Source organism: Maribacter zhoushanensis (genome assembly GCF_029350975.1).
In the GTDB taxonomy this organism is placed as follows: domain Bacteria; phylum Bacteroidota; class Bacteroidia; order Flavobacteriales; family Flavobacteriaceae; genus Maribacter; species Maribacter zhoushanensis.
This window is the reverse complement of sequence record NZ_JARKMR010000004.1, coordinates 66343-81420: the sequence shown is the minus strand read 5'-3', so window position 1 is coordinate 81420 and position 15078 is coordinate 66343. Positions and strand designations below refer to the sequence as shown.

Genomic DNA, 15078 nt, shown 5'->3' with positions numbered 1-15078 from the left:
CTTTATTTTTTTAATACCCAGGTATCTTTTGATCCTCCTCCTTGAGAAGAATTAACAATTAAATTTCCCTTTTTCAGCGCTACACGTGTCAATCCTCCTTTTAGAACAAACTCTTTGTCCTTTCCTAGAACAGTAAATGTTCTTAAATCTACGTGACGTTGTTCAAATGATTCTGTGTCGTCTATGTATGTAGGGTGTACTGATAATGACATTATAGGCTGGGCAACATATTTCCTTGGGCTTGCCTTAACTTCGGCTTTTACTTTTTCTATTTCTTGTTTACTTAGTCTGTTGCCAATAGAGATGCCATAGCCACCTGCTTCGTCAACCGGTTTAATAACCAGTTCGTGTATGTGTTCTAAAACATATTTTAACTCGTCTGGTCTACTGCAATGGTAGGTGTGTACATTGTTTAGAATAGGCTCCTGGTCTAAATAGTATTTAATGATTTGTGGCATATAAGTGTATACCGCCTTATCATCTGCTACACCTGTACCTGGCGCATTGGCTAAAGTGACATTACCTTTTTTGTATGCAGCAAAAAGACCTGGTACACCAAGAACGGAATCTGGGTTGAATTCTAAGGGGTCAATAAACTGATCATCAATTCTTCTGTATATAACATCGACTTTTTCTGGGCCTTTAATGGTTTTCATGTAAACAAAGTCATTCTCTACAAACAAATCACGACCCTCCACAAGTTCTACACCCATGGTTTTTGCTAAATATGAATGTTCATAAAAGGCAGAGTTATACATACCCGGTGTAATTACCACTACGTTAGGTATGTCTACACCTTTTGGTTTTACGGATTCTAATAGCTCTAGCAAATTTTCGGCATAATTGGTTACCGTGTGCGTTTGGTAATGATTGAATACACCAAAAAGTGCTTTTTTAAGTGCGGTACGGTTGCATATAACATAGCTTACTCCTGAAGGACACCTTATGTTATCTTCAAGAACATAATACTTGCCGTCATTATGTTTTATGATATCAGTGCCTGAAATATGATTGTAAATTCCACCGGGAGGATTAACACCGTTCATTTGATCCAGGTAATTTGCTGACGAGGTAATTAATTCAATGGGTACTATTTTGTCTTTTAAAATTTTTTTATCGTGATAGATATCCCATAGAAATAAATTTAAAGCTTTACTTCTTTGAATAGATCCACGTTCTATAATATCCCATTCTTCGGGGTCAATTATTCGAGGAAATAAATCAAAAGGGAAAATCTTCTCTTGTACATTATTGTCTCCATAAACTTGAAATGTAATACCTTGATTAAAGAAGGAAGCTTTGGCTTTATTGTTTAAAGAAACATAATCGTTTATAGTATGCTCTCCATAAAGGTTAAACAGTTTCTGGTATATCTCTTTTACCTTTCCTTTTTTGTCATGTATTTCATCATATAAATCTGGATTTCTTTGATAAGAAGAAAAAATTTGATTTTCAATGTTCTCCATAGAAATAGTTTTGTTAAAAGGTACATGATAAATAGCAATTATCAAGTGTCATATTTGCAATAATCGGCAGAGTTTTTCCTTATTCTGTAATTATACGATAAGATTTTTAACAAGAATGGTATTTATAATATAGTTGGCTATGGCTGTTTTTCATTCGTAAGTTTTTATATACTTTTAGACAAAACTAACAGAGAATGAAAAAGAAATATGTGTTTTTGGTTGGGTTGCTTGTGCTATCCTATAATATGGTGTCTGCGCAGTTTAGCGACCAAAAGAAAGACTATGTAAAGTATGAAGGGCTTTATGATTTTTATTATGATGGGGATCATGATAAAATTTATTTGGAAGTAGATAATTTAGATGAAGAGTTCTTATATGTATATTCTCTTAGTAGTGGTATAGGTAGTAATGACATTGGTTTAGATAGAGGTCAGTTGGGAGATGAGCAAGTGGTCTTTTTCAAAAAAGCCGGTAATAAGCTATTGTTGATTCAGCCAAATATGAAATATAGGGCGATAACCGAAAATGAATTAGAACGTAAGTCTGTTGAACAGGCTTTTGCAAAATCGGTATTGTTCGGTTTCCCGATTGTAGAAGAAAAAAACGGTACGTATATAATTGATATTACCGATTTTTTAATGCAGGATGCTCATGGGGTTTCTAATCGTTTGAAGAGAACGAACCAAGGTTCTTATAGTCTAGATAAATCTAAAAGTGCATTTGCTTTAGATAGAACAAAAGCATTTCCAAAAAATGTAGAGTTTGATGTTACTATGACTTTCAAGGGGCAGGCAAAAGGAAGTTATATTAAGAGTGTAGCGCCAAATGCAGACTTGGTTACTGTTGCTGAGCATCATTCCTTTATAGAGCTACCTGATGATAAATATGAAAAACGAGTGTTTGATCCAAGATCTGGTTCATCTCCTTTTAATTATTATGATTATGCAACTCCTGTTGAATCTAATATTTTAAAGCAATTTATAAGAAGACACCGCCTAGAGAAGAAAGATCCAACTGCGGCAGTTAGTGAAGCTGTTGAACCTATTATTTATTATTTGGATAATGGTACTCCTGAGCCTGTAAGATCTGCGCTTTTAGAAGGCGGACGTTGGTGGAACCAAGCTTTTGAGGCTATTGGTTATAAAGATGCTTTTCAATTGAAAATGTTACCGGACGATGCAGACCCTTTAGATGTTCGTTATAATGTAATACAATGGGTGCACCGTTCTACAAGAGGTTGGAGCTATGGTAGTAGTATTACCGATCCAAGAACTGGTGAAATCATGAAAGGGCATGTTAGTTTAGGGAGTTTGAGAATACGTCAAGATTTCTTAATTGCCCAAGCATTAATGAACAAGCCTTTTGCAGAAAGAGATGGCAATTACCAACCAATGCTTGAAATGGCTATTGCACGTATTCGTCAGTTATCTGCCCATGAAATAGGTCATACTTTAGGTTTTGCGCATAATTATGCAGCTAGTACTACCGGTAAGGCGTCAGTGATGGATTATCCGCACCCGCAATTTAATTTAGTTGATGGTAAGGTTGAATTTTCTAAAGCGTATGAAGTTGGTATTGGAGATTGGGATAAGGTAACAGTTGCCTATTCTTATCAGAGCTTTGATAAAGGCGAGAATGAGAAAGATGAATTGAATAAGATTTTAGACAAAGCAAAAGCTGACGGTCTACGTTATATAACCGATCAAGATGCTCGTCCGCAGGGTAGTGCCCATGTATTGGCTCATCTATGGGATAATGGTACAAATGTTAGCAAAGAATTAGATGATATGCTAAAGTTGAGAAAGGTGGCCATAAATAATTTCTCTGTTGATAATATACAAGATGGTACACCGTATTCAGTTTTAGAAGATGTTTTTGTTCCGCTATATTTCTTTCATAGATATCAAACCGAAGGTGTGGCAAAAGTTATAGGTGGGTTAGAATATAACTATGCGGTAAAAGGTGATGGACAAGAAGTTGTTGCTATTGCTGATAAAGCGATGCAAGAGGAAGCGTTAAAAAGTGTTTTAAAGACTTTAGATGCAGATGAAATAGCTATACCTAAAGATAAGTTGAGTTTATTTCCGCCTAGATCTTTCGGTACGCCAAGAACTAGAGAATCGATCAAAGGGAAAACAGGAGTTTCTTTTGATGCGCTATCAGCTGTAGAAACGGCATCTGATATGACTTTAAAATTTTTATTACATCCAGAGAAAGCATCTAGACTTATACAACAAAAAGCTATTGATACCGATAACGTTGGGTTAGGTGAGGTTTTAGATAAATTGATAGCATCAACTATTAATAGGAAGCATAAAGATGCTTACCTGACCGAAGCACAGACTACAATCAATTTTAGAGTGTTGTTTCATATTATGAACTTGGCTGGACACGCAAATGTGCATCCGCAAGTAAATGCAATTGCATCTCAAAAATTAAAGGAGTTAAGTTTTCAAATGGTAAAAGATTCAGGTTCTAACGCCATAAGTGCAGAAATGGTAAGAAGAATTAAGTCATTTAGGGAGCACCCGGAATTGTTCAAAGTGGTACCTTCACCAAAGATTCCTGATGGTTCGCCAATAGGGATGAGTTGTTTTCACTAATTCAATTTTCAGAACTTTATTATGCTTATTAATCTTATCAGTGATACGGTAACCAAACCAACGAAAGGGATGTTAGATGCCATGATGTCTGCTGCAGTCGGTGATGATGTTTTTAAAGAAGACCCAACGGTAAATGCTTTAGAGGAAAAAGCTGCCAAACTTTTTGGTATGGAATCTGCCTTGTTTTTTCCTAGTGGTACTATGACCAACCAGACTGCAATAAAATTACATACCCAGCCAGGTGAACAATTAATATGTGATAAATATGCGCATATCTATAACTACGAGGGCGGGGGAGTTAGTTTTAATAGCGGAGTCTCTTGTAGGTTGGTAGATGGTGATAGAGGTACAATGACAGCTGAACAGGTAGAAGCCGCAATTAATCCGCCAGATTTTTATCATAGCCCGTTGACTTCTCTAGTGTGTGTGGAGAATACCGCAAATAAAGGTGGTGGTACCTGTTGGGATTTTCAAGAATTACAAAAAATAAGAAAAGTCTGCGATGAGCATAAGTTAGGTTATCACCTAGATGGTGCCCGTTTATGGAATGCCATGGTAGAGAAAAATGAAACTACTTTGCAGTATGGTCAGTTGTTCAACACTATTAGTGTTTGTTTAAGCAAAGGCTTAGGTTGTCCGGTTGGGTCGTTATTAATTGGTACTAAAGAGCATATGGATAAAGCGCTACGTATTCGTAAGATTTTTGGTGGCGGTATGCGTCAATCTGGTTTTTTAGCTGCTGCTGCCATATATGCCTTAGACAATCACGTAGATAGATTAGCGGAAGATCATAAAAAGGCGAAGGAGATTGGTAAGGTCCTATCGGCAAAATCTTATATTAAAAAGGTAGAGCCAATTGAAACCAATATTGTCATTTTTGAGATTGATGAGTCATTTATGACCAGTGATCAATTTGTAAATACATTAAAGGAAAAAGATATTTTAATCATAGGTATGGGGCAAGGTAAATTAAGAATGGTAACCCATTTAGATTATACAGATGACATGCATAACGAATTATTAAAGCAGTTAAAATCTATTTAATACCTAAATCTATACTGTTAGATATATTTAAAATACCATTTTCCATACCGGCTTCAGAGGAATAAAGTCCGCTGGAGCCAATTATTTTTCCGGTAGAATTTTTTAATTCAACTAAAAATTTACCGTCAGTATTTGTTCTACGTTCAAACAATTTACCATTGGCATTTTTTAACGCTTTTATATCTGCTATGGTGCTATCTATTTCGTTTTCAGTATTGAACGATACACTCTTCAATAATACATTACCACTGTCAGACTTCAGGATAAACTGATAAAACCCATCTTCTTTTTTGTCGATCTTGATCATATCAATAAAGATAAATAATATTTTCTCTGTTTTTTAGTGACTTTTTAAATAATGCTGTGTCTTAACTATTGAGACGTAAGTCCGTTTAACTTTTGATTAAGAAAAGAATACAAAAAGTAAGACATTTCTTATACAGATGTTAAAATATTAACATAAATTGCCAAATATTAACTATTAAAATCCTTATCAAAATGAAGAAAGTATTATTCCTAGCAGTTGCGTTTTCAGCTTCTTTTGCAATGGCACAAGATTTGCCATCAAATCCAGAACCTGGTAAATGTTACGTTCGTTGTACAACTCCAGATGTTTATGTAAACGAAACAACTACGATTACAACAAACCCGTCGTACAAAATTTTAAAAACGATCCCTGCTACATTTAAGACAATTACAGAACGTGTATTAGTGAGAGAAGAAGAAAAAGTGCTAACAGTTGTTCCTGCTAAGTGGGGAACAGAAACTGTAACGTATGTATCTAAAGGAGGTGGAAATTCTTTACAGGTGATCCCTGCTTCTTTTTCTCCTAGCACACAAACATTAGAAATAAAGCCAGCTTATGCTCAATGGGAGCTAGGTGTTGCTGCTCCTGATTGTGAATCTGGTAATCCAGATGATTGTAGATACTGGTGTTACAAAGGGTATCCTGCACAATTTGAGACAGTTTCAACTCAAGTTCTTGCAAGTGATGCATCTACAACTAGTACTCCATTAGGTTCTAAAAATGGATCTTACACTAAGTCAGTATTAATTTCTCCTGCAACTGTTGTTGAGAAAATTATTCCTGCTGAGTACAGAGAAATTACTAAAACTGTATTAGATAAAGATGCTTATACTGTTGAAGAGATAGTACCTGCTAAGACTACTACACTTACTAAAGAAGTTTTAAAAGAAAAAGGTGGTTTAACTACATGGAAAGAAGTAGAATGTGCATTAGTTGAGTACCAAGCATTACCAATCAACTGGGATTCTGGTAGCGCAACATTAACTTCTGCAGCAAAAAGTATTATCGATAACAGATTGTTACCTGTATTAGCTCAAAACCCTGGTGTTAAAGTTGAATTAGCTTCTCACACAGATTCTCAAGGTGGTGCTGCATCTAACCAAAATCTTTCTGAAAGAAGAGCTAAAGCGGTTGCAGATTACTTGATCTCAAAAGGTGTTAACTCTAGTCTTTTAGTTGCTAACGGTTACGGTGAAACTAAATTATTAAACAGATGTAGTGATGGTGTTTCTTGTACTGCAAGAGAGCACGCTGCAAACAGAAGAACTCAATTTAGATTAATTAATAACTAATTATTAGGTAATTTAGTGAAAAAGGGCTTACGTAAAGTAAGCCCTTTTTTTATGCTTTAAAGTTTCCACTGCTATGTATCATAGATTTTACTTTGTAGTCTATTCTAATCTATAAGATAGTAGATTTTGTCATAAAGAGTAGTGCTATGTTAAGAGTAAGGTTGACCATTTATTTATACTGGCTGAGGTACCGAGGCTTTATTTAATTTCTAAGTAATATAATTGGGTGCTGTCTTGACGAACCGCAAGTATGCGCTGTTGTAGAGGAGTTTAAGGACTAAACTAAGATTGCAAGAGACGAGAATATCTATTTGAATTTTAAATGACAATTGGGTACTTGTAAATGCTTTATTAGAATAGTGGTTTGTAGAATTATATCAAAATAAAATGGGCTTACATCATGTAAGCCCATTTTATTTATTATTGATATTTTTTATTTATTCTTCTCTAAAAGTCTAAGATGAGAGTCTATGACACCGTTCATACTGTAGCCAGATAATTTATCTAGTTCCTTTCCTTTGGCATCTATTATTTTAAACATTGGAAACACTTTTTTCTTATTCAGTTTCGTCAACAATTCTTTATTGTGAATCATTTGCTTCTCTGAAATCAAATCTCTGTTTCTAGGTACATCAATATATAGAAGTATATAATTATTTGATAATTCTTGAAACTCGTTAGTATCGAACAAATCGGTTTTTAGCATTTTACAAGGCGGACACCAGTCGCTACCCGTAAAATAAACCAATACATTTTTCTTTTGCTTTTTAGCTTTTGAAATAGCAGAATCGTAATTGGTAAGCCATTTAGAATCATCTACGCTGTTATAGTCTGCTTGTGCAGAAGCAAAAAGCGGAATCATGAATAATAGAATTAAATACTTCATAATTTATATTTTACAGGTTTACTACAAATAACTTGCCAATCTTACTTAAATAACGAATCCATGCCGGGAATATTGGGCATTCCGTCTTTGGCAACCGCTGCTAATTCTGTTTCGTTTACGTTAGTTGCGTTCTTTATAGCTTTGTTTAAGGTAAGTATCAAATAATCTTCTAATTGCTCTTTATCTTGCAAAAGACTGTCATCTATTACTATTTTCTTAATTTCTCTATTCGCTGTTATGGTAACAGAAACTAAACCGTCATTAGACTTTTCTTCTAACGAAACTGTATCTAATCTTTTTTTGGTTTCTTCTACTTTTTTTTGGGTCTCTTTGAGTTTTCCCATCATACCCATCATATCTCCGAACATAATTTCATTTTTATTTTAGGTTGTAAAAATAATAAAAATAGAGGCATTTTAGTTTTTAACGGTAATAAAACGGGGGTCTGTTAATTAGTCTTATTTTTGCCATCTTATTTTATAATGTAGTTTGTATGAGTGTTAAGCATCCGCCAAAGGCGCAAAAAGTTCCGAAAGAATTAATTATTCATGATGATGTTCGGGTAGATGATTATTATTGGTTAAATGATAAGGAAAATAAAGATGTTATTTCTTATCTAGAGGCTGAGAATGAGTATTATCAAACTATAACTGATCATACTAAAGATTTTCAGGAAGATTTATTTCAAGAAATGAAAGGTAGGATCAAAGAAGACGATTCTTCTGTTCCTTATAAATTGAATGATTACTGGTATAGTACAAGATATGTTATTGGTGGTGAATACCCTTTATACTCAAGATTTAAAAATAATCTAGATACTGAAGAGGAAATCATGTTCAATTGCAATGACATGGCTAAAGGCTATGATTACTTTAGTCTTGGAGGTATAGCCATTAGTCCAAATAATAAAATGGCCGCTTTTGGTGTAGATACTGTTTCTAGACGGCAATATACCCTACAGATTAAAAATCTTGAAACTGGTGCTGTTTTAGATGATAAAATAGAGAACACTACAGGTGGCGGAGTTTGGGCAAACGACAACAAGACTTTGTTTTATACTCGTAAAGATCCGGTTACCCTTCGTTCAGATAAAATTTACAAGCATAAATTAGGTACGCCAACGTCTGAAGATGTTTTGATTTTTCATGAAAAGGATGATACGTTTAGCACATTCATTTATAGAACAAAATCAAAGAAATATTTGGTAATTGGGTCATTTAGTACTTTAACTTCTGAATTTCAAATTCTTTCTACGGATACACCTGATGAGGAATTTCAGATTTTTTCGCCTAGAGAACGTGGATTGGAATACACTATTTTTCATTATGAAGATAGTTTTTACATATTGACCAACAAGGACAAAGCAGAGAATTTTAAATTGATGCGTACATCAGAAGATAAAACTTCCTCTGAGTATTGGCAAGAATTCATTTCCCATAGAAAAGATGTGCTTTTAGAGGATATCGATATTTTTAAGGAATACTATGTGCTTTCTGAGCGTGAAAACGGACTTAATAGAATAAGAATTGTTCGTTGGGACGGTAGTGAAGAGTATTATTTGCCTTTTAAAAGTGAAACGTATACTGCCTACGTGGGTAGTAATCCTGATTTTGACACCGAGGTTTTGAGGTATTCATACAACTCAATGTCAACGCCTAGTTCTGTTATCGATTTTAACATGCGTACCAAAACCAAAGAGATTAAAAAAGAACAACAGGTTTTAGGCGGTCTGTTCAATAAGGTAAATTATAAAGAAGAGCGCTTATGGGCTACAGCAAGAGATGGTGAGAAAATACCAATGTCAATCGTTTATAGAAAAGATGCTGTTCTAGATGAAAATACGCCTATTCTACAATATGCCTATGGATCTTACGGGTCTACAATTGATCCTTATTTTTCTACGGTGAGGTTGAGCTTGCTTGACCGCGGATTTGTATTTGCAATTACCCATATAAGAGGAGGGGAGTATCTGGGTCGTAGATGGTACGAGACAGGAAAACTCTTGAAAAAGAAAAATACGTTTACTGATTTTATCGATTGCTCTAAATACTTGATTGAACAGCAAATGACCAGTAATAAGCACTTATATGCTATGGGCGGTTCTGCAGGTGGTCTATTGATGGGGGCGATAATTAATATGCAACCAGATATTTACAATGGTGTAATTGCAGCGGTACCTTTTGTAGATGTAGTAACTACCATGTTAGATGATTCTATACCGTTGACTACTGGTGAATATGATGAGTGGGGTAACCCTAATGAGAAAGTCTATTACGATTATATGAAATCGTATTCTCCTTATGACAATGTTGTTGCTCAAGAATATCCAAATATGCTGGTAACAACAGGGCTACATGATTCTCAAGTCCAATATTTTGAACCTGCAAAGTGGGTTGCAAAGCTTAGGGAGCTAAAGAAAGACGATCATGTGCTGTTGTTGAATACGAATATGGAAGCCGGTCATGGTGGTGCTTCGGGCAGGTTTGAGTCTTTAAGAGAGGTAGCCAAGGAATATGCATTTCTTTTAGATTTAGAAGGAAAAATCGCATAATGGAAAAAAAACAGTAAATTTGCAACAGAAATTTTAACAAATTTCGTTTATATAATAACTAAACATTGATATCCCCCTTATGAAAAATGAGATCAGGGCTTACAACAATATATTAGAACTAGTTGGTGATACACCACTAGTTAAGTTAAATAAAATAGCCGAAAACCTTACTGGTAATTTTTACGCCAAGGTAGAAGCATTTAATCCAGGTCACTCTTCTAAAGACAGAATTGCGATTCATATTATCGAGCAGGCTGAGAAAGCAGGTATACTTACAGAAGGTAGCACGGTAATAGAAACAACTTCAGGAAATACCGGTTTTAGTATTGCAATGGCAAGTATCATTAAAGGGTACGATTGTATACTGGCGGTTAGTTCTAAATCATCTCCAGATAAAATAGATATGCTTCGCTCTATGGGCGCTAAGGTGTATGTTTGTCCGGCTCACGTAAGTGCAGATGATCCTAGGTCTTACTATGAAGTGGCTAAGAGAATGCATAAAGAAACAAAAGGTTCCATATACATCAATCAGTACTTTAATAAACTGAATATGGAAGCGCATTACAAATCTACAGGTCCTGAAATTTGGGAACAAACTGGTGGACAAATAACACACCTTATTGCTTGTAGTGGTACTGGTGGTACCATTTCTGGTACTGCTCGTTTTTTAAAGGAGCAAAATCCTAATATCAAAGTTATTGGTGTTGATGCCTTTGGTTCTGTATTAAAAAAATATCATGAAACAGGTAAACTGGATACCAACGAAATCTATCCTTATAGAATAGAAGGTTTAGGTAAAAACTTAATACCTGGAGCTACTGATTTTGCTGCAATTGATGAATTCATCAAAGTTACAGATGCAGAAAGTGCACACACAGCTAGAGAGATATCTAGAACAGAGGGTATCTTTGTTGGGTATACTAGTGGTGCGGTAATGCAGGCTATTAAGCAGTTGGATGAATTAAATACATTTGACGAAAATAGTAACGTGGTTTGTATTTTCCCTGATCACGGTTCTCGTTATATGAGCAAAATATATAGCGACCAGTGGATGGAAGATCAAGGTTTCTTGAATACTGAAACAGTAGAAGAGACTCAAGAGATACAATACATAAAGTAATTTATACTAGATATAGTTGTAAAAAAGTGGGTTTATAGCCCGCTTTTTTGCGTTGTAAATAATTTATGAATCTTTAGCAAAATTATTTACTTTTGCAGACAGATCCAAATTAAACAATGAAAGACTTATTTGATAGAATTTTAGCGAATAAAGGCCCTTTAGGTAAATGGGCTTCACAAGCAGAGGGGTACTTTGTGTTCCCTAAGTTGGAAGGTCCTATTTCTAATAGAATGAAATTTCAGGGGAAAGAAGTTATCACCTGGAGTATCAATGACTATTTAGGCTTGGCAAATCTTCCGGAGATAAAGCAGGTTGATGGTGAGGCTGCAGCTGAATATGGTTCTGCGTACCCAATGGGAGCAAGAATGATGAGTGGTCATACAGAGTTTCATGAGCAATTAGAGCAAGAATGTGCTGCTTTTGTTCAAAAGGAAGCTGCTTACTTATTAAATTTTGGTTACCAAGGTTTTATGTCAGTTATTGACGCCCTTGTTACTAAAGATGATATTATAGTTTATGATGTAGACTGTCATGCATGTATTATTGATGGTGTGCGTTTACATATGGGTAAACGTTTTACGTTTGTCCACAATAATCCAGAAAGTTTAGAGAAGAACCTAGAGCGTGCTACAAAATTAGCCGAGCAGACTGGTGGAGGTATATTGGTTATCTCCGAAGGTGTTTTTGGTATGCGTGGTGAGCAAGGTATTCTTAAAGAAATTGTTGCTTTAAAAGAAAAATTCAACTTTAGATTATTGGTTGATGATGCACATGGTTTTGGTACTTTAGGTGAAACTGGTGCTGGTGCAGGTCAAGAACAAGGAGTACAAGATGGTATTGACGTTTACTTGGCAACTTTTGCTAAGTCTATGGCCAGTATTGGTGCTTTTGTTGCTGCAGATCAAGAAATCATAGATTATTTAAAATACAACCTACGTTCTCAAATGTTCGCTAAATCATTACCAATGGTTTATGTAAAAGGTGCATTGAAGCGTTTAGATATGTTACGTACACAACCAGAGCTTAAGGCTAAACTTTGGGAGAATGTAAATGCGTTACAAAACGGATTAAAAGAAAAAGGTTTTGATATTGGTACAACTACTAGTTGTGTAACACCAGTATACCTTAACGGTAGTATTCCTGAGGCAATGGCGTTGGTTAAAGATTTACGTGAAAACCACGGAATTTTCTGTTCTATTGTTGTGTATCCGGTAATACCTAAAGGACTTATTCTTTTACGTTTAATACCTACGGCAACACATACATTGCAAGATGTTGAAGAAACATTGGCAGCATTCTCAGCTATTAGAGAGCGTTTACAGAATGGTACTTACAAAAGATTATCTGCTGCAGTTGCAGCCGCAATGGGAGAATAATCCCTTATTGATTCATATTTGAAAAAGCCCGGAAACAAATGATTCCGGGCTTTTTTATTACAGTTTTTTTAAAGCGATTTTTTATAAGTTCTTCTGCGCTTATAAACTTTAGGGTCAAAATGTTTCCACATTTGTTTTATAGCTAGGTTTTCTTCCAGCTCAGGAGTTCTATAGCACATGTCAATACCTTTATCGCTAAATGTTTTATGGTATTCGTTGAATATTACTGCTGTGACACCTTTATTTTGATATTCTGGGTCTATGCCTATTAAGTAGAAAATAACATCCTTACTGTTCTTCTTTGCCTTTAGTAAATGGAACAATCCGAACGGGAAAAGCTTACCTTTTGCTTTTTGTAAAGCTTCAGAAAAAGCTGGCATTACAATAGCAAAGGCTATTAACTTGTCTTCTTTATCTTTTACAAACTTTATGTATTCAGGATTTATAAAGCTGATGTATTTTTTCTTGAAATATGCTTTCTGTATTTCCGTAATTGGTACAAATGAAGAAAGGTTTGCATAGGTTGCATTAAAGAGGTCAAACATTTCGTCTGCCATAGGCATCACCTCTTTTGTTTTGGTAAAATTAACCTCTTTTAATCCGTAGCGTTTTTTTACTAAATCATTCAATCTTGTAAATAAAGCTGGATTTGCATTTTTTGCTGGAAACTTATTTTCCATGTATTCCTTTTCTTTTACAAAGCCTAATTTTTCATAATGACTTTGATAGTAAGAATGGTTGTACCAGGTAATCATAGTACCAATATGGTCAAAACCTTCTACTAGAACACCTACCTTATCTAGATTTGAGAATCCAACAGGACCTTCCATATATTCTAAATTGTGCTCTTTTCCTATTTCGGCAACTTTATCTAAAAGTGTTTTTGAAACTTCTGGGTTATCAATAAAATCAAACCAACCAAAACGCATCTTTTTTATTTGCTGTTGGTTTATTTCAAGACGATTAATAATTGCAGCTACACGACCCACAATTTTATCTCCGTCCTTGGCAAGAAAGAACCATGCTTCTGCATCTTTAAAAACGGGGTTTTTATCCTTGTCAAAGCTTTCTAGCTCATCGTTAATAATGGGAGGAACCCAATACTTATTGTCTTTGTATAGCGAAAACGGAAAAGTTACAAAGCGTTTTAAGTCTTGCTTTGTTTTAGCTTCATGTAATGTGATCATTGAACTTCTTTAGAAGTGCCAATATTAGTGATATTAATCAACAAATTAAAGTGGTTGAGAATGAAAAATAATGTAGTATGGTAGTGATTTAAAAGTCTATCTCGCTACTTTCTTTCTTTTTCTTCTTTTCTGCTTTCTTTAATTTCTTAAGTTGTTTTTTAGAAGGACCAAGGTCAATGTCTTCTGCACCGTTTCCTTTTTCTTTTTGTTCCTTCTTTTTCTTTTTCATTGCCTTTTTGTCAATAGCTCCACCATTTTGGTCAGCTTCTTGATCTTCTATAGGTTTAAGCTTGTCTTTATGAAAGTCCATTCTATATGAACCACCTAATCCAAAGAAAATGCGGGTAGGAGTATTTTTTAAACTAGCTCCCATATTAATATCCAATTGAAAATTTTCTTTGAGTAAATGGGCAATACCACCACGGATCAATAAATCTGAATAACGATCACTGTTTATACCTTGGTGTTCCACGAAAACACTCCATTTTGGATTTCTAAATGCATGTGATAATGAAATGGTATAACTTAATTCTGAGTCATCTGTACTTATGCGGTCATATGCCGTATTTGTTATTAAGACAAACCTTGGTGTTAAACGACTTTGTGTGGCAATCATACCACGGTAAGAAATGGAAGGTTCGCCTATATAAAAAGGATTATCGCCAAAAACAAAGTTAGCACCACCGTATATGGAAACTGCAGGTAAAAGATTCTTAAATTGAAATTTATTATTCGCTCTCCAGCTATATAGGTTTGGCTTATTTGCTTCAGGATTTTTGAACGGGTCATAGACAAGAAATTTTAATCCTAATCTATTTCTCGTGAAATCTCTTCGCGTCGCTTCTACATTAAAATTTAAATTGGTAAGGTTTTGATTTTGAAATGTACCTTCATAATTCAATTCTAATTTTTCGAATAGTAAACCGTATCGTAATGAAATATCGGTTCCCCAAATATTAGACTCTGTGTTTAAAAGCGTGTGGTCTTTTTGCTCATAAAACAATCCCATTTCTGCTTGTACCACATTTTTACCAACGGCATAAGCACTTACGGAAACACCTGGTCTGTTAGAGTTTATTACATCTGTGTACTGAGAAATACCCGCCAGTGGTATAAGAAATAATAGGGTTAATACGTATTTATATGATTTAGAGTAGGCAAAAAGACTATTCATGAACACGATTTTATATTTATTTTAATAGTATGATTCTTTATATACAACGTGATAATTGTATTTTTGATATAT

General features: G+C 34.7%; 12 protein-coding genes. 6 read left to right on the top strand and 6 right to left on the bottom strand.

All coding sequences use genetic code 11. The features are described 5' to 3' along the window. Positions 1-2 precede the first annotated feature (2 nt). Entirely contained in the window at positions 3-1466 is a 1464-nt protein-coding gene (locus tag PXD56_RS13910) for a circularly permuted type 2 ATP-grasp protein (RefSeq protein ID WP_276493948.1), read from the bottom strand. A 194-nt stretch (positions 1467-1660) separates the two neighbouring features. On the opposite strand from PXD56_RS13910, the gene PXD56_RS13905 reads away from it, so the two are divergent. Both PXD56_RS13905 and PXD56_RS13900 read left to right on the top strand, forming a co-directional pair. Continuing rightward, a complete protein-coding gene (locus PXD56_RS13905; RefSeq protein ID WP_276493947.1) occupies positions 1661-4069 on the top strand; it encodes a zinc-dependent metalloprotease in 2409 nt (802 codons plus the stop codon). Positions 4070-4090: 21 nt separating this feature from the next. Next, positions 4091-5113, top strand: coding sequence for a threonine aldolase family protein (locus PXD56_RS13900; protein WP_276493946.1), 1023 nt, complete (start codon positions 4091-4093; stop codon positions 5111-5113). Here PXD56_RS13900 and PXD56_RS13895 read toward each other — a convergent pair. Continuing rightward, entirely contained in the window at positions 5106-5420 is a 315-nt protein-coding gene (locus PXD56_RS13895; RefSeq protein ID WP_276493945.1) for a YegP family protein, read from the bottom strand. The genes PXD56_RS13900 and PXD56_RS13895 overlap by 8 nt on opposite strands. A 191-nt stretch (positions 5421-5611) precedes the next feature. On the opposite strand from PXD56_RS13895, the gene PXD56_RS13890 reads away from it, so the two are divergent. Continuing rightward, positions 5612-6712, top strand: a complete 1101-nt coding sequence (locus PXD56_RS13890; protein ID WP_276493944.1) for an OmpA family protein — start codon at positions 5612-5614, stop codon at positions 6710-6712. A 433-nt stretch (positions 6713-7145) separates the two neighbouring features. Here the strand turns inward: PXD56_RS13890 and PXD56_RS13885 are convergent, their stop codons facing one another. Both PXD56_RS13885 and PXD56_RS13880 read right to left on the bottom strand, forming a co-directional pair. Then, complete coding sequence (locus PXD56_RS13885) at positions 7146-7598, bottom strand: thioredoxin family protein (protein WP_276493943.1); 453 nt, start codon at positions 7596-7598, stop codon at positions 7146-7148. A gap of 41 nt (positions 7599-7639) precedes the next feature. Then, entirely contained in the window at positions 7640-7966 is a 327-nt protein-coding gene (locus PXD56_RS13880; protein ID WP_276493942.1) for a YbaB/EbfC family nucleoid-associated protein, read from the bottom strand. Positions 7967-8091: 125 nt separating this feature from the next. Here PXD56_RS13880 and PXD56_RS13875 point away from each other — a divergent pair, with 125 nt between their 5' ends. The 3 genes from PXD56_RS13875 to capB all read left to right on the top strand — a co-directional run bounded on the left by PXD56_RS13875 (position 8092) and on the right by capB (position 12645). Then, positions 8092-10149 carry a S9 family peptidase gene (locus PXD56_RS13875; RefSeq protein WP_276493941.1) on the top strand — a complete coding sequence of 686 codons (2058 nt, stop codon included), beginning with the start codon at positions 8092-8094 and terminating at the stop codon, positions 10147-10149. 79 nt (positions 10150-10228) lie between these two features. Beyond that, positions 10229-11269: a cysteate synthase gene (gene capA, locus PXD56_RS13870; protein ID WP_276493940.1), complete on the top strand. Its 1041-nt coding sequence runs from the start codon at positions 10229-10231 to the stop codon at positions 11267-11269. Between the two features lie 116 nt (positions 11270-11385). After that, entirely contained in the window at positions 11386-12645 is a 1260-nt protein-coding gene (capB, locus tag PXD56_RS13865) for a cysteate-C-fatty acyltransferase (RefSeq protein ID WP_276493939.1), read from the top strand. Between the two features lie 68 nt (positions 12646-12713). Here the strand turns inward: capB and PXD56_RS13860 are convergent, their stop codons facing one another. Further along, a complete protein-coding gene (locus PXD56_RS13860; RefSeq protein WP_276493938.1) occupies positions 12714-13832 on the bottom strand; it encodes a GTP cyclohydrolase in 1119 nt (372 codons plus the stop codon). An 88-nt stretch (positions 13833-13920) separates the two neighbouring features. Beyond that, complete coding sequence (locus PXD56_RS13855; RefSeq protein WP_276493937.1) at positions 13921-15006, bottom strand: transporter; 1086 nt, start codon at positions 15004-15006, stop codon at positions 13921-13923. Positions 15007-15078 lie beyond the last annotated feature (72 nt).

What these genes read in the sequence shown, in the direction of transcription:
- PXD56_RS13895 (WP_276493945.1), bottom strand. Translation starts at nt 5,420, where the DNA reads ATGATCAAGATCGACAAAAAAGAAGATGGGTTTTATCAGTTTATCCTG.
- PXD56_RS13910 (WP_276493948.1), bottom strand. Translation starts at nt 1,466, where the DNA reads ATGGAGAACATTGAAAATCAAATTTTTTCTTCTTATCAAAGAAATCCA.
- PXD56_RS13860 (WP_276493938.1), bottom strand. Translation starts at nt 13,832, where the DNA reads ATGATCACATTACATGAAGCTAAAACAAAGCAAGACTTAAAACGCTTT.
- capB (WP_276493939.1), top strand. Translation starts at nt 11,386, where the DNA reads ATGAAAGACTTATTTGATAGAATTTTAGCGAATAAAGGCCCTTTAGGT.
- PXD56_RS13905 (WP_276493947.1), top strand. Translation starts at nt 1,661, where the DNA reads ATGAAAAAGAAATATGTGTTTTTGGTTGGGTTGCTTGTGCTATCCTAT.
- PXD56_RS13890 (WP_276493944.1), top strand. Translation starts at nt 5,612, where the DNA reads ATGAAGAAAGTATTATTCCTAGCAGTTGCGTTTTCAGCTTCTTTTGCA.
- PXD56_RS13900 (WP_276493946.1), top strand. Translation starts at nt 4,091, where the DNA reads ATGCTTATTAATCTTATCAGTGATACGGTAACCAAACCAACGAAAGGG.
- PXD56_RS13855 (WP_276493937.1), bottom strand. Translation starts at nt 15,006, where the DNA reads ATGAATAGTCTTTTTGCCTACTCTAAATCATATAAATACGTATTAACC.
- PXD56_RS13885 (WP_276493943.1), bottom strand. Translation starts at nt 7,598, where the DNA reads ATGAAGTATTTAATTCTATTATTCATGATTCCGCTTTTTGCTTCTGCA.
- PXD56_RS13880 (WP_276493942.1), bottom strand. Translation starts at nt 7,966, where the DNA reads ATGTTCGGAGATATGATGGGTATGATGGGAAAACTCAAAGAGACCCAA.
- capA (WP_276493940.1), top strand. Translation starts at nt 10,229, where the DNA reads ATGAAAAATGAGATCAGGGCTTACAACAATATATTAGAACTAGTTGGT.
- PXD56_RS13875 (WP_276493941.1), top strand. Translation starts at nt 8,092, where the DNA reads ATGAGTGTTAAGCATCCGCCAAAGGCGCAAAAAGTTCCGAAAGAATTA.